The sequence below is a fragment of the Streptomyces sp. AK08-02 genome (genome assembly GCF_033795085.1).
In the GTDB taxonomy this organism is placed as follows: domain Bacteria; phylum Actinomycetota; class Actinomycetes; order Streptomycetales; family Streptomycetaceae; genus Streptomyces; species Streptomyces echiniscabiei.
Genome location: NZ_JARAZV010000004.1, coordinates 490,942 through 508,159, shown reverse-complemented (window position 1 = coordinate 508,159; position 17,218 = coordinate 490,942). Strand labels below are relative to the sequence as shown.

15 protein-coding genes are annotated in these 17,218 nt (G+C 71.3%); 6 read left to right on the top strand and 9 right to left on the bottom strand.

What is annotated here, in order from left to right; translation table 11 throughout:
* Nucleotides 1-2: 2 nt before the first annotated feature.
* From PV734_RS10830 to PV734_RS10810, 5 genes are all read right to left on the bottom strand, one after another.
* Nucleotides 3-605, bottom strand: a complete 603-nt coding sequence (locus PV734_RS10830) for a TetR family transcriptional regulator (protein WP_319289343.1) — start codon at nt 603-605, stop codon at nt 3-5.
* Nucleotides 602-2,101 carry an MFS transporter gene (locus PV734_RS10825; RefSeq protein WP_319090732.1) on the bottom strand — a complete coding sequence of 500 codons (1,500 nt, stop codon included), beginning with the start codon at nt 2,099-2,101 and terminating at the stop codon, nt 602-604. Before PV734_RS10825 ends, PV734_RS10830 begins: the two co-directional genes overlap by 4 nt.
* Nucleotides 2,102-2,207: 106 nt before the next feature.
* Entirely contained in the window at nt 2,208-3,461 is a 1,254-nt protein-coding gene (locus tag PV734_RS10820; protein ID WP_319289342.1) for an FAD-dependent monooxygenase, read from the bottom strand.
* Between the two features lie 110 nt (nt 3,462-3,571).
* On the bottom strand, nt 3,572-4,297 hold the full coding sequence (locus PV734_RS10815) for a ribonuclease H (RefSeq protein ID WP_319289341.1): 726 nt from the start codon (nt 4,295-4,297) through the stop codon (nt 3,572-3,574).
* 43 nt (nt 4,298-4,340) lie between these two features.
* Nucleotides 4,341-5,141, bottom strand: a complete 801-nt coding sequence (locus PV734_RS10810; protein ID WP_319091310.1) for a VOC family protein — start codon at nt 5,139-5,141, stop codon at nt 4,341-4,343.
* A 230-nt stretch (nt 5,142-5,371) separates the two neighbouring features.
* Here PV734_RS10810 and PV734_RS10805 point away from each other — a divergent pair, with 230 nt between their 5' ends.
* The 3 genes from PV734_RS10805 to PV734_RS10795 all read left to right on the top strand — a co-directional run bounded on the left by PV734_RS10805 (nt 5,372) and on the right by PV734_RS10795 (nt 7,504).
* Nucleotides 5,372-5,773, top strand: a complete 402-nt coding sequence (locus PV734_RS10805) for a hypothetical protein (protein ID WP_319090735.1) — start codon at nt 5,372-5,374, stop codon at nt 5,771-5,773.
* A gap of 87 nt (nt 5,774-5,860) precedes the next feature.
* The gene (locus PV734_RS10800) at nt 5,861-6,496 is read left to right on the top strand and encodes a DUF3105 domain-containing protein (RefSeq protein WP_319090736.1); all 636 of its coding nucleotides are present in this window, start codon (nt 5,861-5,863) and stop codon (nt 6,494-6,496) included.
* A gap of 129 nt (nt 6,497-6,625) precedes the next feature.
* On the top strand, nt 6,626-7,504 hold the full coding sequence (locus tag PV734_RS10795; protein WP_415924187.1) for an aminoglycoside phosphotransferase family protein: 879 nt from the start codon (nt 6,626-6,628) through the stop codon (nt 7,502-7,504).
* A 135-nt stretch (nt 7,505-7,639) separates the two neighbouring features.
* On the opposite strand, the gene PV734_RS10790 is transcribed toward PV734_RS10795, so the two are convergent.
* The 4 genes from PV734_RS10790 to PV734_RS10775 all read right to left on the bottom strand — a co-directional run bounded on the left by PV734_RS10790 (nt 7,640) and on the right by PV734_RS10775 (nt 11,842).
* A complete protein-coding gene (locus tag PV734_RS10790) occupies nt 7,640-8,122 on the bottom strand; it encodes a VOC family protein (protein ID WP_319289340.1) in 483 nt (160 codons plus the stop codon).
* A gap of 127 nt (nt 8,123-8,249) precedes the next feature.
* Nucleotides 8,250-8,861, bottom strand: a complete 612-nt coding sequence (locus PV734_RS10785; protein WP_319289339.1) for a DinB family protein — start codon at nt 8,859-8,861, stop codon at nt 8,250-8,252.
* 93 nt (nt 8,862-8,954) lie between these two features.
* Nucleotides 8,955-9,344, bottom strand: coding sequence for a VOC family protein (locus PV734_RS10780; RefSeq protein WP_319090740.1), 390 nt, complete (start codon nt 9,342-9,344; stop codon nt 8,955-8,957).
* Between the two features lie 44 nt (nt 9,345-9,388).
* The gene (locus PV734_RS10775) at nt 9,389-11,842 is read right to left on the bottom strand and encodes a SpoIIE family protein phosphatase (RefSeq protein ID WP_319090741.1); all 2,454 of its coding nucleotides are present in this window, start codon (nt 11,840-11,842) and stop codon (nt 9,389-9,391) included.
* Nucleotides 11,843-12,134: 292 nt separating this feature from the next.
* Between PV734_RS10775 and PV734_RS10770 the strand changes: the two genes are divergently transcribed.
* From PV734_RS10770 to meaB, 3 genes are read left to right on the top strand one after another with little or no spacing between them, the layout of a single operon-like run.
* Nucleotides 12,135-13,943, top strand: coding sequence for a methylmalonyl-CoA mutase subunit beta (locus PV734_RS10770; RefSeq protein WP_319289338.1), 1,809 nt, complete (start codon nt 12,135-12,137; stop codon nt 13,941-13,943).
* Complete coding sequence (gene scpA, locus PV734_RS10765) at nt 13,943-16,117, top strand: methylmalonyl-CoA mutase (RefSeq protein WP_319090743.1); 2,175 nt, start codon at nt 13,943-13,945, stop codon at nt 16,115-16,117. Before PV734_RS10770 ends, scpA begins: the two co-directional genes overlap by 1 nt.
* The gene (gene meaB / locus PV734_RS10760; protein WP_319289337.1) at nt 16,114-17,097 is read left to right on the top strand and encodes a methylmalonyl Co-A mutase-associated GTPase MeaB; all 984 of its coding nucleotides are present in this window, start codon (nt 16,114-16,116) and stop codon (nt 17,095-17,097) included. The genes scpA and meaB overlap by 4 nt, the downstream gene beginning before the upstream one ends.
* Nucleotides 17,098-17,218 lie beyond the last annotated feature (121 nt).

Sequence of the window (17,218 nt, the reverse complement as noted above, 5' to 3'; positions counted from 1 at the left end):
CGTCAAGGAGCGAGAAGGGCCTGCACGGTGGGGGCGTACCGGCTCACGATGTCGTCGATCGTCGCCTCCCGCAGATGCGTGCCGCGGGCGATGCCGTACATGACGCCCAGGCCCAGCAGGGTGGCGACGGCCAGTTCGGCGCGCAGGCCCGCGTCGGGGCCGGTGAGCCGGCCGGCGAGGCGGCCGCTCACCTGGGTGCGGAAGTTGGCCCGCATGACGTCGCCGCGGTCGCCCTGGAAGGGGGCGAACACGATCCGCAGGACGGGGTCGGCGCCGCGCTCGGTCTGACCGGTGAGGAGATGGCGGACCATATGGCGGCCGAGATCGTCCAGTGGTGCGTCGAGGAGAGCGTCGGCGTCCTGGTCGAAGGACATGACGCGGGCGAAGAGGGCGTCCTTGTTGCCGAAGTACTTGAGGATCAACGGCGGGCTGACACCGGCGCGTTCGGCGACCGCCCTGAGTGTGATGTCGGCCTGGGCGTGGCGGGCGAGGAGGTGGCGGGCGGCGCGCAGGATGGCGGCCCTGGTCTGCTCCGCGTCCCGGCGCGGGGGCGTGGCCGGGGACGGATCGGTGTCGGTGGTCGGTGGTGTGGGCACGGCGCTCATGCTCCCTCCATCGCCCCGTCCCGTGCTGCCGGTGCGTGCTCACGGGCGCGCCGGGTGGAGCCGGAGACCGGGTCGCCGGGGATGGCGAGGGCCGCCGCGCAGGCCAGCAGGGCGACGACGCCCGCCATCGAGAAGGCCAGCAGATAGCCGTGCAGGGTGGGTACCGGGACACCGCCGACCCGGCTGGTGTGGCGTACCAGCACGGCGACGACGACGGCGCTGCACATGGCCTGGCCGACCGTGCGCATCAGGACGTTGACACCGTTGGCGGAGGCGGTCTGACCGGGCGGCACGGCTCCCAGGATCAGCATGGGCAGCGCCGAGTAGGCGAAGGTGGTGCCCATCCCGACGACCGCGGCACCCACCATGATCATCCACAGGTCGCGGCTGTCCGCGATGCGCACGACATAGCCGAGCGCGATGACCGCCGTGCCGACGGCCAGGGTGACCCGCGGTCCGTACCGGGCCGAGAGGCGGGCCGAGACGGGAGAGAACACCAGCATGACGATGCCGCCCGGCAGCAGGACGAGGCCCGTCTGGACGATGGTCAGGTCGAGCCCGTAGCCGGTGGCCTCGGGCGCCTGGACCAGCTGGGCCGTCACCAGGGAGTTGGAGTAGAAGGCGAACCCGGTCAGCAGGGCGGCGACATGGGACAGACCGACCCGGGGCCGGGACACCAGCCGCAGGTCCACCAGGGGCCGCGGGGTGCGCAGTTGGTGCCACCACCACAGGCCGAGCATCGCGACGGCACCGAGGAACAGCCCCAGGACGCGTGCACTGCCCCACCCCCACGCACCGCCCTCGACGATGCCGAGGAGCAGACACACCAGCCCGACGGCCAGTCCCAGCGCGCCCACGACGTCGAAGCGCCCCGGCTCACGGACGGGCGACTCGCGCACCGCCCACCACACCGCCGTCACGCCCACCGTGCCGAGGCCCGCGGTCGCCCAGAACATGACGTGCCAGTTCGCGTACTGGACGATCAACGCGGCGAGCGGCAGCCCGAGGGCGGCGCCGATCCCGACGGTGGAGCTCATCAGCGCGACCGCGCTTCCGGTGCGCTCGGGCGGCAGTTCGTCGCGCAGGATGCTGATCGACAGGGGGACGACGGCGGACGCGGCGCCCTGCAGGGCGCGGGCCGTGACGAGCACGCCGATGTCGGAGGACAGGGCGCACATGACCGAGCCGAGGACCATCAGCCCCAGAGCCGCGATCAGTACCCGCCGTTTGCCGTACATGTCGCCGGCGCGGCCCAGCACCGGGGTGAGAACGGCGCCGGACAGAAGGGTCGCGGTCACCATCCAGGAGACCGCGCCGGGTGAGGCGCCCGTCAGCCGGGGCAGGTCGGGCAGCAGCGGGATGACCACGGTCTGCATGATCGCCATGAGCATCCCGCCGAACGCCAGCGCGGGAACGGTCATCCGGTCACGCAGGGGCCGCCGGGCGGACGGATCGGGTGGGGCCGACGGGGTGGGTATCGGGACAGGCTGGTCCATCGGTGCTCCAGCGGCCGGCCGCTCTACGCGACAAAGAAGGGGTGAATGGCGATTCACCATAGCGGTGAATCGCCATTCACCCAATAACACTCCGGTTGTGACCCGGCTAGCCGCCGGAGACCTCGGCCTCTTCCCGGGTACGGGAGGCCAGTGCCCGTGTCTGTGCGGTCCTGGCGAGCTTGGGGCCGAGCCACCGCTTGAACCGGCGCAGCGCCTCAAGGCGCCCCGCCGCCCGGTCGATGCCGTAGTACAGCTGGGGCGGCACATAGGGCAGCAGGGGCGAGTGGCGCTGGCCGAGCAGGGCGAACATCCGGGCCGGGGGCAGCCGGATGTAGCGCGGCAGGTTCTCGTACCACTGGGCGCTGTAGCGGGCCGCGCTCTGGATGGAGAGCAGTTCCGAGGTGCGCCGCTTCTCGTAGGCGGCGAGGGCCGCGGGCAGGTCGGGGTGGGCGCGCAGGGCGTCGGCCAGGGCGATGGCGTCCTCCAGCGCGAGGGTGGTACCGGCGCCGATGGAGTAGTGCGTGGTGTGGGCGGCGTCGCCCAGCAGGACGAGGTTGCCGCGGTGCCAGGTCCGGTTGGTGAGGGTGCGGAAGTTGAGCCACTGGGCGGCGCCGTCGGCGGCGGCGCGGCCGATCAGGGGGTGACCGTCCAGCAGGTCGCCGAAGAGCTTCTCCAGCAGGGCCAGACCGTCGGCCTCGTTCGCCCGGTCGAGGCCGAGTCCGCTCCACGTCTCGGGGGCGCACTCGACGACGCAGGTGCTGTGGTCCTCGCTGTAGCCGTAGCCGTAGCACCAGATCCAGCCGTGCTCCGTCTCCCTGAAGTCGAAGGTGAAGGCGTCGAAGACCTTGGTGGTGCCGAGCCAGATGTACCGGTTGCGTCCGGCCCTCAGATGGGCGCCGAAGTGCTCGGTGCGCTGTTCGCGCAGCGCGCTGTTGACACCGTCGGCGGCCACGACGAGGTCGGCGTCGGCCAGTGCCGCGTCGTCGGCGTCGGTGATCCCGCGCTCGAACTCCAGCCGTACGCCCAGTTGCCGGGCTCGGTCGGCGAGGATGTCGAGGAGCTTGTGGCGACCGATGCCGAAGCCCTCGTCGCCCGGATGTCTGGTCTCGCTGTCACCCACGCGGGCGACTCCGTCGTTCCAGGACACCGAGGCGTCGCCGATGGCCCGCGCGGACTCGGGGTCGTGGTCGTGGAGTTTGTCGAGCAGTCCGCGCCAGTAGGTGACGCCCCAGCCGTAGGTCGAGCCCGCCGGGTCGCGCTCGTACACGGTGACCTCGTGGGACGGATCCCGCAGCTTCAACAGGATCGAGAGATACAGGCCGGCGGGCCCGCCTCCGACACAGGCGACCTTCACACACACCCCTAGCGATTACGGAAGGTGGTCAGTTAGCGTCGGAGGGTAGCAGGATGCGGGAACGCCGAAACGCCGTCCACCGGTGTTCCGGTGACGTGGGACGAGGTCGGACGCCCTCAGACGTCGCCCGTACGGCACTCCGGGTGACCCCAGCCCTGGGCGTTCTTGGCGATGGTCTCGCCGGCCGCGTAGGCCTTTCCGCAGAGGCAGCGGCCGGGGAACTTGGCCTTGAGGGTGCGGCCGGCACCGCCCGAGCTGCCGCTTCGCGGTCGGGGCGTCTTCGTGGCGGACGTGCCTGACGCGCCGGAGGACTTCGTGGCCGTGGAGCGTGGGGTGTCGGGCGAGGCCGGAGGCCGGGGGGAGCCGAGGTCGCTGCCGGCCGGCTGCTGCACGATCGCCGCCTGGCTGGCGGCGCGGTCGGCGAAGTCGTTGAGCCTGTCGCCGTCGACCTGGTGGGCGGGTACGTAACGGAACTCGACCGAGCGTCCGGCGAGCAGTTCGTCGATACGGACGACGAGTTCCTGGTTGGCGACCGGCTTGCCGGCGGCCGTCTTCCAGCCCTTGCGCTTCCAGCCGGGCAGCCAGGTGGTGACGGCCTTCATCGCGTACTGGGAGTCCATCCGGATCTCCAGCGGTACGTCCGGCGCGACAGCCGTCAACAGGCGTTCCAGTGCGGTGAGTTCGGCGACGTTGTTGGTGGCCCGGCCGAGCGGTCCGGCCTCCCAGCGATCCGGGTTCTCCGAGCCGTCGGCCACCACCCAGGCCCAGCCCGCCGGTCCCGGATTCCCTTTCGAAGCCCCGTCGCACGCGGCCACCACACGTTCACGCATGCGCTCGATCATGCCATGTGTGCGGCGGGCTCCCGGCCTTCGTGGGCCGCCTCGCTCAGCCCACGTCCACCGACTTGGGCAGTTCGCCCGCCGTCGTCGTGACGTCGATGACGGAGAAGTTGGCGCCCTGCGGATCGCTCAGGGCGGCGAACCTGCCGAACGGGGTGTCCATCGGCCCGAAGCGCAGCACGGCGCCGAGCTTCGTGGCCGTGGCGACGGCCTCGTCGCAGTTGCCGACGCCGAAGTACACGTTGATGTACGGCGCCACCTCGGGCGGGAATTCGTCCGTCATCCGCATCCGGCCGAGGACGGTGTCGTCGCCCAGGTTGTACATACGGAAGTCGACGGCGTCGTCCTGCATCTGCTTGGCCCTGTAGCCGAAAACGTTCTGGAAGAAAGTGTCCGACTTCTCGGCCTCGCGCGTGAAGACCTCGGCCCAGCAGTAGGCGCCGGGCTGTTCGGGTCCCGCTTCGAAGCCCTCGTGGATACCGCCCTGCCAGACACCGAAGACGACACCGCTGGGGTCGCGGGCCAGGCACATGGTGCCGAACTCGCCCACCTGCATCGGCTCCATCAGCAGCTCGCCCCCGTTGTCCCGAATCCTGGAGGCGGTGGCGGCGGCGTCCGGTGAGGCCAGGTACAGGCACCACGCCGACTGACCTTCCTGGCCGGGCATGGGCGGGACGACCGCGGCGACCGCCTTGCCGTCGGCGTACGCCTGCGTGTAGTTGCCGTACTCCGACGACGACTCGCCGAAGGTCCAGCCCAGCACCTCGCCGTAGAAGCTCTTGGCTCCCTCGACGTCGCTGAACATCGCGTCGGCCCAACAGGGGGTTCCCTCAGGTTGCACGGCCATGGCTGCGGCCTCTCCGGTCTCGTCGAGCTCACGGGTTGTCCGGATCCTCACGCTAGTCAGGCTTCGTCCGGGCCGCGCGCCGAAGGGCCCGGGCTGTTACAGACCTGCGGACACCTCCGCGGCCGCTGAGGCCGCTGGAGTGATGGGGCGCGGCTCCAACACGCCACTGCGGTCTGATAATTTCATCGGCGCTCGTCTCCTTGGCCCCTCCCCTACCTCCAGGTGTCCAGATGTCCGCTGCACGGGTACGACGCCGCCTCGCGGCGCGCCATGCCCGTGGCGGCCTCCCGCATCTGCTGGGTGGCGTCATGGTCCTCGTGCTCGCCCTCGCGACGTTCGCCTTCACCTGCGCCGGCTCCCTGCCCTCGCCGGACGCCGGGACCTCTCGGTCGGCGTCCGCGCACGTCGTGCACATCGCCGACCGGGACCCCTGTCAGGAGAGTCCGCACCACGGCTGTCACGCGCCCGGACAGCACGGCGTCCTCAACCACGCCCCCTTCGTCGGCGCGGACCGGGCCGCCGCGCTGGACCAGCCGAGCACCGACCCCGCCCGGCTGCCGCTCGGCCCGTCGCGGGTCCCGGGGACCGCCCGCCCTCCCGATCTCCACGAACTGCAACTGCTCCGGGTCTAGAGCGTGGCCGACCCGCTCAGCCACGACCATCACCCCAGCTTGCAGCGCCGTGCCCGCAGACAGGTACGGCTCGGAGAAGGACATCCCATGGGTACATCCAACGCCAAGGCGAAGACCGCGGCCCGCCGCGCCCACATGGAGGAGCTGCGCAAGACCGAGCAGGCCCGTGAGCGCCGTATGCGTCTGCTCACGCTCGGCGCGACCGCCGTCATACTCGTCGGCCTGGCCGGCGGCGGCTGGCTTCTCGTCGACTCCGCCCAGGACAAGGAAGAGGCGAAGGCGGCGCCGATATCCGGCGTGAAGAGCTGGTCCAAGCTCACCCAGAACCACGTGGCCAAGGCCGTCACCTACAAGATGAGCCCGCCCGTGGGCGGCGACCACAACCAGGTGTGGGTGAACTGCGACCGGCAGGTCTACACGAAGGTGGTCCCCAACGAGAACGCGGTGCACGCCCTCGAACACGGCGCCGTGTGGATCACGTACAGCGACAAGGCGGCCAAGGCGGACGTCGAGACGCTCTCCGAGAAGGTGACGAACACGTCGTACACCTTCATGAGTCCCTACGAGGACCAGTCGTCGCCGATCGTGCTCAGCGCCTGGGAGCACCAGCTCAAGGTCGACAAGGCGTCGGACCCCCGGGTCGCCGCGTTCCTCGACAAGTACGTCCAGGGCGAGCAGACGCCCGAGCCCGGTGCCGCGTGCACCAACGGGATGACACCGTGAGCTGAGGCCCGGCCGCGGGGCGTTCGCACCGGACGACCCCGCGGAGGCACCCACGTGTGTCCGTGCCGTGGAAATTCGGTGGACCACGGGCCCGTCGGCGGCTGGGATGGGCCCATGCCTGCCATGAAGATGCATTCGGACGAGGTGGAGATCGATGCCTCGCTGGTCCGACGCCTGATCGCCCGCCAGTTTCCCGAGTGGGCGGGGCTGCCGGTGGAGCGGTTGGAGTCCGCCGGGACCGAGAACGCCATGTTCCGGCTCGGCTGTGATCTGGTCGTCCGGCTGCCGAGACATCCCGGCGCGGTCGGCGGCATCGCGCACGAGCAGCGCTGGCTCTCCCTGCTGGGGCCCCGGCTGCCGGTCGCCGTGCCCGAGCCGCTCGGGCGGGGCGGCGCCGACGAGGAGTTCCCCTGGCCCTGGTCCGTGTTCGGCTGGCTGGACGGGCGGAATCCGGCGGTCGACGCCCTCCGCTCGCCCGAGACACTGGCCCGGGAACTCGCCGGTTTCGTCCGCGCCCTGCGCCGCGTCGACGCCGGTGGCGGGCCGGCCCACGCCCGGGCGGTTCCGCTGTCGGCACGGGACACGGACACTCGGGCGGCCCTCGCCCGGCTGACGGGGACCGCGGACCGGGTGGACACGGAGGCGGTGACAGCCCTGTGGGAGAAGGCTCTGCGGGCTCCCGAACACGCGGGCCCGCCGGTCTGGGCGCACGCGGACCTCTCCCCGGGGAACGTGCTGGTCACCGAGGGGCGGCTGAATGCCGTGATCGACTTCGGCTGTACCGGGATCGGTGATCCGGCCGTCGACCTGATCGTGGCCTGGAACCTGCTGCCCGCCGGTGTCCGTGGCACCTTCCGGGAGGCGGTCGGCGCGGACGACGCCGAGTGGGCGCGCGGGCGTGGCTGGGCGCTGTCGATCTCGCTGATCCAGCTGCCGTACTACCGGGTGACAAATCCGGTGCTCGCCGCGAACTCCCGGCATGTGATCAGGGAGATCCTGGCCGAGTGAGGCCGACGCGCTGGAGTTCGCCGTCGACCGGCATGCCGCACGGCGTGTACCGCACGGCGCCGCACACCGGCCGGCCAACCGGCCTGAACCGCCCGGGAGGGGCGGTTCGGGCCCGACGGTCGGCCGGGTACGCCCCTACTCCCCCGCGTACGCCTTCTTCAGGGCGGCGATGTCCAGCTTGCTCATCGCGTACATGGCCTTGGTGGTGCGGACGGCCTTCTCCGTGTCCGGGTCGCTGATCATCTCGATCAGGCCGTCCGGGACGACCTGCCAGGACAGGCCGTACTTGTCCTTGAGCCACCCGCAGGGACCGCCCTCGCCGCCGCCCTCGGCGAGCTTGGCCCAGTAGTGGTCGACCTCCTGCTGGTCCGCGCAGTAGATCTGGAAGGAGACGGCCTCGGTGAACTTGAACTGCGGGCCGCCGTTCAGAGCGACGAACTTCTGGCCGTTGGCCACGAAGTCGACGGCCAGCACACCACCGGCGGGGGCGGGGCCCGCCTCGTTGTAGTAGCCGATCCTGCCGATGGTCGAGTTCTTGAAGACCGAGACGTAGAAGTGGGCGGCTTCCTCGGCCTGGCCGTCGAACCAGAGACACGTGGTGAATCCGTCGGTGGTCATGGAGTACCTCCTGGAGCGGGAACCTGTCACCTCTTTCGACCGATCCTCGGACGGAAACTCATCGGTGGCGCGACGAGTTTCCCGTCCTTGCCGTCTCAGCGGTGACGAGCCGGTCCCGCGCCGGTGGTCACTGGCCCACGCGGCCGTCGATCCGCTCGCGCAGAAGGTCCGCGTGGCCGCAGTGCCGCGCGTACTCGTTGACATGCGCCGACAGGACGTCACGGAGCTGGAGCTGCCCGCCGGGCTCGGCGCCGAGGTCGGAGAAGCCGGCGTTCGTGGTGCCCAGGTCGGCGACACCGGCGATGAACCGGTCGGTGAGTTCCGTCTCCGCCCGCCACTGCTTCCAGGCGTCCTCCACAACGGCCGGATCCGCGACCGCGCCGTTCCAGTCGCCGTCACGGTCGTCGTCGGTGCGGTACAACTTGGGCGCGTCGTCGCCGGCCATCACCCGGCGGAAGTGCCGTTCGTCCTCGGTCAGGTGCCGCACCAGCCCGAGCAGGGACATCGTGGACGGCGGTACGGAGCGCCGGGCCATCTGTTCGGCGTCCAGCCCTGCGCACTTCATCTCCACGGTGAGGCGGTAGTGGCGCAGGCCTTCGAGCAGCGTGCCGCGTTCGTCGACGATCTCGGTGTCGGTCTCGCGCGGGTCGTCGTCCGGGTCGACCCACATGTCGTCGTAGACGGTCGCGACCGTCCATCGGGCCGCCGTTGCCCCGCTGTCGTGCTCACGCGAATCCATGGGGGCATCGTCGCGTGCGTCGACACGGTCCGCCACCGGTTTTCGGGGCCGGCGCGGGGCCTTTCCCCCACCGCCGGCCGCCGGTCGTTGGTCCTACCCCGCGTGGTGCACGATCTGGATCAGATTGCCGCAGGTGTCGTCCAGCACCGCTGTGGTGACCGGGCCCATCTCCAGTGGCTCCTGGGTGAAGCGCACGCCCAGTCCGCGCAGCCGGTCGTACTCCGCGTGCACGTCGGCCACGGCGAAGGCGGTGACCGGGATTCCGTCCTTCGCCAGGGCGTCCCGGTACGGCTTCACCGCGGGGTGGCCGGAGGGCTCCAGCAGCAGTTCGGTTCCGTCGGGATCCTCCGGCGAGACCACGGTCAGCCAGCGGTCGGTGCCCAACGGGACCTCGGTCTTCTTCACGAAGCCCAGCACTTCCGTGTAGAAGCGCAGGGCCTCGTCCTGGTCGTCGACGAAGACGCTGGTCAGATGGATCCTCATGGTGTGCTCTCTGCTCGTCGGGGTTCGGTCCGGTCCACGGTCGCCTACGAGGCGGCGTCGGTCCACATCGCGGTGAGTCCGTCGTCCGCGGCCGGGGCTGCGCCTATCGGCTGCTCCGCCCAGATGGTCTTGCCGCTGTGGTGGTAGCGGCTGCCCCAGCGTCTGGTGAGCTGCGCCACCAGGAACAGCCCTCGGCCGCCCTCGTCGGCCGCTCGTGCCCGGCGCAGGCGTGGCTGGGTGTTGCTGGAGTCCCGGACCTCGCACACCAGGGTGGTGCCGTCGTGGAAGAGACGCAGTCCGACGGTGCCGCCCGCGTACCTCATCGCGTTGGTGACCAGTTCGCTGACGATCAGCTCCGTGCTGAAGGCCAGGTGGTCGAGCCCCCAGTCGGCGAGTCTGCGCGCGACCACGTTGCGCGCCTCGGCCACCGCCGCCGGGTCGTCGGGGAACCGCCAGTCGGCGATGTCGTTCGCCGGAAGCAGCCGGGGGCGGGCCAGGAGCAGCGCCATGTCGTCGCGGGGCGGTGGCTCGGCGGCGCCGGCCATGACGGCGCCACCCATGTCCTCCAGGGTTCCGGTGCCCCGGCAGAGCGACGAGAGGGTGTCGAGCAGTTCACGGGTGCCCTGGTCGACGTCACCCGCGATCCGTTCCACGAGACCGTCGGTGTACAGCGCGAGGGTACTGCCGGGTTCCAGGGAGACGGCTGTGACCTCGAAGGGCATGCCGCCGACGCCGAGGGGTGGCCCCGGGGACACCTCGACCGACCGGGCGGTGCCGTCGGGCCCGATCACCGCGGGTGCCGGATGCCCCGCGCTGGCCAGGGAGCAGTTGCCGGAGAGCGGATCGTAGACCGCGTAGAGGCAGGTGGCGCCGACGGTGTCCCGTTCCTGGGGGTCGACTTCCTCGGCGAGTTGCTGGACGAGGTCGTCCAGATGGATGAGGAGTTCCCCCGGTTCCAGTTCGAGGTCGGCGAGCGTACGGATCGCGGTGCGCAGGCGCCCCATCATCGCCGCGGCGTGCAGACCGTGGCCGAAGACGTCGCCGACGACGAAGGCGACCCGCAGCGACGGCAGCGGGATGGCGTCGAACCAGTCACCGCTGATGTCCGCGCCGCCTCCGGCCGGTACGTAGCAGCCCGCCGACTCGGCCGCCGCGGTCCTGGTGGTGGCACGTGGGAGCAGGCGCTGCTGCAGCGCGACCGCCGCCCGGTGTTCGCGCGTGTACTGGCGCGCGTTGTCCACGCTGAGCGCGGCCCGTGAGGCGATGTCGAACACGAGGTCGGCGTCGTCCTGCTCGAAGGCCTCCGGCTGTTCGGTCCGCCAGACGGTCACGAACCCCAGCAGCAGACCGCGCGCGTACAGCGGGGACACCACGGCGGAGTGCCCTCGCTCGGGCATCGTCGCCCGGATGAGTTCGGGATCGCCGAGGAGGTCGACCATCTCCTGCCGGGTCGTGTTGAAGACGGTGTCCCCGTGAATGGCGGCCCGTCGCACCTGCGGTACGTCGGGGAACCGCGGGATCAGCCCGCCCACGGGGACGAGTTCGGCGGGCCAGGGGCCGGTGTCCGAGGCGACAGCCACCCGGCGGAGCCGCAGCCAGTGGCCGGGAAGGATCACCTTCGACGGTTCCTCGCCCTCCAGCACGGCCTCGGCCATCTCCACCGTCGCCATGTCTCCCAGGCCGGGGACCAGCACATCGGCGATGTCCTGGGCGGTACGGGTCACGTCCAGGGAGTCCCCGATACGCGCCGACGCCTCGTGGCCGACCTTGGTGCGCCGCCGTGCCCGCCGCTGTTCCGTGCTGTCGGTGAAGAACGCCGCGATCCCGGCCGGGCGGTCCTGGCCGTCCGCCAGCCGGAAGGCGGACACCGACACGTACCGCTCCCGCCCCGATCCGTCCGGCGCGCGCATCCGCTGTTCCCGTGCGAGCAGCGGCGCCCCCGTCTCCAGTACCCGGCGCAGCTGGTCACCGACCTCCTGCGCGTCCTCGGCGGCGATGACGTCCTCGACGCGGTGCCCCGGTCGCAGCAGCGGCCAGCCGTGCACCTCGGCGGTGACGTTCGTGAGGAGGACTCTCAGTTCGGTGTCGCAGAGGACGACCCCGAGCAGGGACTGGGCCAGCAGGGCGGTCAGCAGCGACGATCCCTGTTCGTGTCCGCCCTCTTCGCGGGTCGGCGCCGCAAGCAGGACGATCTTGGAGGAACCGGCCAGGCGCACCTCGTCGACGGTGGCCTCGACGGGCAGGCCCGAGGCGTGCCGGAAAACGGTCGGTCCGGTTGGTACGAACGGGGTGTCGCCGCGCGCGTCCACACCGCCCGTCGGCACCGGATCCGCGAGCAGCCCCGCCATCGGCCGACCGCAGACCTGCTCGGCCGACCGCCCCAGCAGTTCCGCCGCCGCGTGCGACCAGCCCTGCACGATGCCCGCGCTGTCGAGCAGCATGACGGCGACCTCGTCGGCCGACACGTCCGCGTCGTCGTGCTCGCTCAGGGCTGCCATGGGCCACCTCACCTGCGACGCTGTCTCCGGCGCCGCCCTCCCCCTCATTATGGTGCGCCGCACGAGGTCACGCCCGGCACTCCGGGACGCCTGCCCGAGGCTCCGACACGCGTTGCTCCGACGTGCCGGTCGCGGGCGACGAACACCGCCGGCAACGGGGTGGTGAAGGCCGCCGGCCGCGCTCCTCGCGGGGTCCCGGACCACCGTGAGGCCGACGTCACAGCTCGGTCGAGGTCAAGGTCACAGCCTGGGGCTCTGCTGTGGCCGGACCTCTCTGCCCTAGCATCCGGGCATGACAGTCCTGCCCAACGACGGGCTCTCACTGGCCGCAGAGTTCCCCTCCACGTCCCATGAGCAGTGGCAGCGCCTGGTGGAAGGCGTCCTGCGCAAAGCGGGCAAGGAGGTCTCCGCCGCGACAGCCGAGGACGCGCTGTCCACCGCGCTGGAGGACGGGCTCACCACCCGGCCCCTCTACACGGCGCACGACGAGTCCCCCGACCCCGGGTTCCCCGGCTTCGCCCCCTTCGTACGCGGCGGACGCCCCGAGGGGAACACGGTCGGAGGCTGGGACGTACGGCAGCAGCACACGACCCTCGTCGGCGACGCGGTGCTCGCGGACCTGGAGAACGGCGTCTCCTCGCTGTGGCTCACGGTCGGCCCGGACGCGATCCCGGTGTCGTCGCTCGCCCGGGCCCTCGACGGTGTGTATCTGGACCTGGCCCCCGTCGTCCTCGACGCGGGACGGGAAGTCGCGCCCGCCGCACGGGAGTTGCTGCGGCTTTACGAGGAGCGGGGCGTCGCCGCGGAGTCGGCTCGCGGCAACCTCGGTGGCGACCCGCTGGGTCACGAGGCCCGTACGGGTGAGGAGTTGGCCTTCGCGCCGGTCGTCGAGCTGGCGCGACTGTGCGCCGAGGGGTATCCGGGGCTGCGCGCCCTGACCGTGGACGCGCTGCCGTATCACGAGGCGGGCGGCTCGGCAGCTCAGGAGCTGGGCGCGTCCCTGGCGACCGGGGTCGCCTACCTGCGGGAGCTGACCGAGGCGGGGCTGTCCGTCGAACAGGCCTGTGCCCAGCTGGAGTTCCGCTACGCCGCCACCGCCGACCAGTTCCTGACGATCGCCAAGCTGCGCGCCGCCCGGCGGCTGTGGGCCCGGGTCGCCGAGGTGTCCGGGGCACCGGCGGCCGGGGCGCAGCTGCAGCACGCCGTGACCTCGCCGGTGATGATGTCGCGGCGTGACCCGTGGGTGAACATGCTGCGCACGACGGTCGCCACCCTGGCGGCCGGGGTCGGCGGCGCCGACTCGGTCACCGTGCTCCCCTTCGACCACGCGCTGGGCCTGCCGGACGCGTTCGCGCGCCGTATCGCCCGCAACACGTCGACGATCCTGGTCGAGGAGTCGCATCTGGCGCGGGTGATCGACCCGGCGGGCGGCTCCTGGTACGTGGAGCGGCTCACCGACGAACTCGCCCACGCGGGCTGGGAGTTCTTCCAGTGGATCGAGGGTTCGGGCGGTCAGGCCGCCGCCCTGCGTTCCGGGCGCCTCGGTGAGGCGCTGGCCGCCACCTGGGCGGCCCGTTCCGCCAAGCTGGCCAAGCGGCGTGAGCCCATCACCGGGGTCAGCGAGTTCCCGAATCTCGCCGAGCGTCTCCCGGAACGCGAGCCCGCGCCCGAGCCGTCGCCCGGAGGACTTCCCCGGGTGCGGCGCGACGAGGCGTACGAGGCTCTGCGCGCCCGCTCCGACGCCCGTCTCGCCGCCACCGGGTCCCGGCCGCGCGTCTATCTGGCGGCCATCGGCCCCGCCGCCGCGCACTCCGCGCGGACGACCTTCGTCTCGAACCTCTTCCAGGCGGGCGGCATCGAGCCCGTCACGGAGGGCACCTTCGAGGAGAGCGGCGCCAGCGAGGCCTGCCTCTGCTCCAGTGACACGCTGTACGAGGAGCAGGCGGCGACCGTGGCCGCGGAACTCAAGGCGTCCGGCGCCTCTCATGTGTTCCTCGCCGGTCGTCCCGGGCAGTACACGGACGTCGACGCGTACGTCTTCGCGGGCTGCGACGCCGTCGCCGTGCTCTCCGCCACCCTCGACCGCATGGGAGCGATCTGATGGGAATCCCCGACTTCTCCAAGATCGAACTGGGGACCCCGGCCGCCCAGGCCGACGCCGGCGACTGGCGTACGGCCGTCAAGGGGGCCACCGGCTCGGACGGGACCTTCTGGGAAACCCCGGAGGGCATCGCCGTCAAGCCGCTGTACACCGGCCGTGACCTGGAGGGCCTGGACTTCCTGTCGACGTACCCGGGTGCCGCGCCGTATCTGCGGGGCCCGTACTCGACGATGTACGTCAACCAGCCGTGGACGATCCGCCAGTACGCGGGTTTCTCCACCGCCGAGGAGTCCAACGCCTTCTACCGCCGCAACCTCGCGGCCGGCCAGAAGGGTCTGTCGGTCGCCTTCGACCTGCCCACGCACCGGGGTTACGACAGCGACCACCCGCGCGTGACCGGTGACGTCGGCATGGCGGGCGTGGCGATCGACTCGATCTACGACATGCGGCAGCTCTTCGACGGCATCCCGCTGGACAGGATGACGGTGTCGATGACGATGAACGGCGCGGTGCTGCCGGTCCTCGCGCTGTACATCGTGGCGGCGGAGGAACAGGGCGTGCCGCCCGAGAAGCTGGCGGGGACCATCCAGAACGACATCCTCAAGGAGTTCATGGTCCGCAACACCTACATCTATCCGCCGAAGCCGTCGATGCGGATCATCTCCGACATCTTCGCCTTCACCTCGCAGCGGATGCCCCGCTACAACTCCATCTCGATCTCCGGCTATCACATCCAGGAAGCGGGCGCGACGGCCGATCTGGAGCTGGCCTACACGCTCGCGGACGGGGTCGAGTACATCCGGGCGGGCCGTGAAGCGGGCCTGGACGTCGACGCGTTCGCACCCCGCCTGTCCTTCTTCTGGGCGATCGGCATGAACTTCTTCATGGAGATCGCCAAACTGCGCGCGGCACGCCTGCTGTGGGCGAAGCTGGTGCGGCAGTTCGACCCGCAGAACGCCAAGTCCCTCTCCCTGCGCACCCATTCGCAGACCTCCGGCTGGTCGCTGACCGCGCAGGACGTGTTCAACAACGTCACGCGTACGGCCGTGGAGGCGATGGCCGCCACGCAGGGCCACACCCAGTCGCTGCACACCAACGCCCTGGACGAGGCGCTCGCGCTGCCCACCGACTTCTCGGCGCGCATCGCCCGCAACACCCAGCTGCTGATCCAGCAGGAGTCGGGCACGACCCGGGTCATCGACCCGTGGGGCGGCAGCGCGTACGTCGAGAAGCTGACGTACGACCTCGCGCGCCGCGCCTGGCAGCACATCGAGGAGGTCGAGGCGGCGGGCGGTATGGCGAAGGCCATCGACGCGGGCATCCCCAAGCTGCGCATCGAGGAGGCCGCGGCCCGCACCCAGGCCCGGATCGACTCCGGGCGCCAGCCGGTGATCGGCGTCAACAAGTACCGCGTGGAGACCGACGAGCAGATCGACGTCCTCAAGGTCGACAACTCCTCCGTACGCACCCAGCAGATCGAGAAGCTGAGGCGGCTGCGCGCGGAGCGCGACGAGCGGGCCTGCCAGGACGCCCTGGACGCGCTGACCCGGGCGGCGGGCGGTGAGGGCAACCTGCTGGAGCTGGCGGTGAACGCCGCCCGCGCGAAGGCGACGGTCGGGGAGATCTCCGACGCGCTGGAGAAGGTGTACGGGCGGCACGCGGGCCAGATCCGTACGATCGCCGGGGTGTACCGCAACGAAGCAGGCGAGTCCCCGTCCGTCGACCGCACCCGCACCCTGGTGGACGCCTTCGAGGAGGCCGAGGGGCGCCGGCCGCGCATCCTGGTCGCCAAGATGGGCCAGGACGGCCACGACCGAGGCCAGAAGGTGATCGCCACCGCCTTCGCCGACCTCGGCTTCGACGTCGACGTCGGCCCCCTGTTCCAGACCCCCGGAGAGGTGGCCCGGCAGGCGGTGGAGGCGGACGTCCACATCGTCGGGGTGTCCTCGCTGGCCGCCGGGCACCTCACCCTCGTACCGGCGCTGCGCGAGGAGCTGGCGGCCGAGGGACGGGAGGACATCATGATCGTCGTCGGCGGGGTGATCCCGCCGCAGGACGTGCCGACCCTGCTGGAGATGGGCGCGGCGGCCGTGTTCCCGCCGGGGACGGTGATCCCGGACGCGGCTTACGACCTCGTCGAGCGGCTCTCGGCCGACCTCGGGCACGACCTGTGATCGATCTCGACGCGTACGTCAAGGGCGTGGTCGACGGGAAGCGGGCGATCGTGGCGCGGGCCATCACCCTCGTCGAGTCGACCCGGCCCCAGCACCGGGCGCTGGCGCAGGAGTTGCTGACCGCGCTGCTCCCGCACAGCGGCCGGGCCCGGCGGATCGGGGTCAGCGGGGTGCCCGGCGTCGGGAAGTCGACGTTCATCGACGCGTTCGGCACGATGCTGACGGGGCTGGGGCACCGGGTGGCCGTGCTCGCCGTGGACCCGTCGTCCAGCCGTACGGGCGGCTCGATCCTGGGCGACAAGACCCGGATGGAACGCCTGGCCGTCGACCCGGCCGCCTTCATCCGGCCCTCCCCCACCGCGGGCACGCTGGGCGGGGTCGCCAAGGCGACGCGTGAGTCGATCGTGGTGATGGAGGCGGCGGGCTACGACGTGGTGCTGGTGGAGACGGTCGGCGTCGGTCAGTCCGAGACGGCCGTCGCCAACATGGTCGACTCGTTCCTGCTGCTGACGCTGGCCCGCACCGGCGACCAGTTGCAGGGCATCAAGAAGGGCGTCCTGGAGCTGGCGGACGTCATCGCCGTCAACAAGGCGGACGGCCCGCACCAGCGCGACGCCCAGGCCGCCGCCCGGGAGCTGGCGGGCGCCCTGCGGCTGATGCACGGCCACGACGCGGCCTGGGCACCGCCCGTGCTGACGTGCAGCGCGCGCGAGTCGACCGGCCTGGACACCCTCTGGGACCGCCTCGAACAACACCGGACCCTGCTCGACTCGACCGGCCGCCTCGCCGCCAAACGCCGTGACCAGCAGGTCGACTGGACCTGGGCGATGGTCCGCGACGACCTGCTGGGCCGCCTGCACGCCGACGAAACCGTACGCGCGCTCACGCCAGGCCTCGAACAGCAGGTACGGGACGGCGAGTTGACGGCCACCCTGGCCGCCGAGCGCATTCTCAGGGCATTCGGAGGCGGCGGCCACTAGATCCCGCGGAGGCCGCTGATCCATACCCGCGCCTCCTTGCCCTCCCGATGGACAGAACCCCGCCTCCCTCTTGGACACTTGACCATCGCCTGGGCCTGCCACGGGAGAGGAATGAGAAATT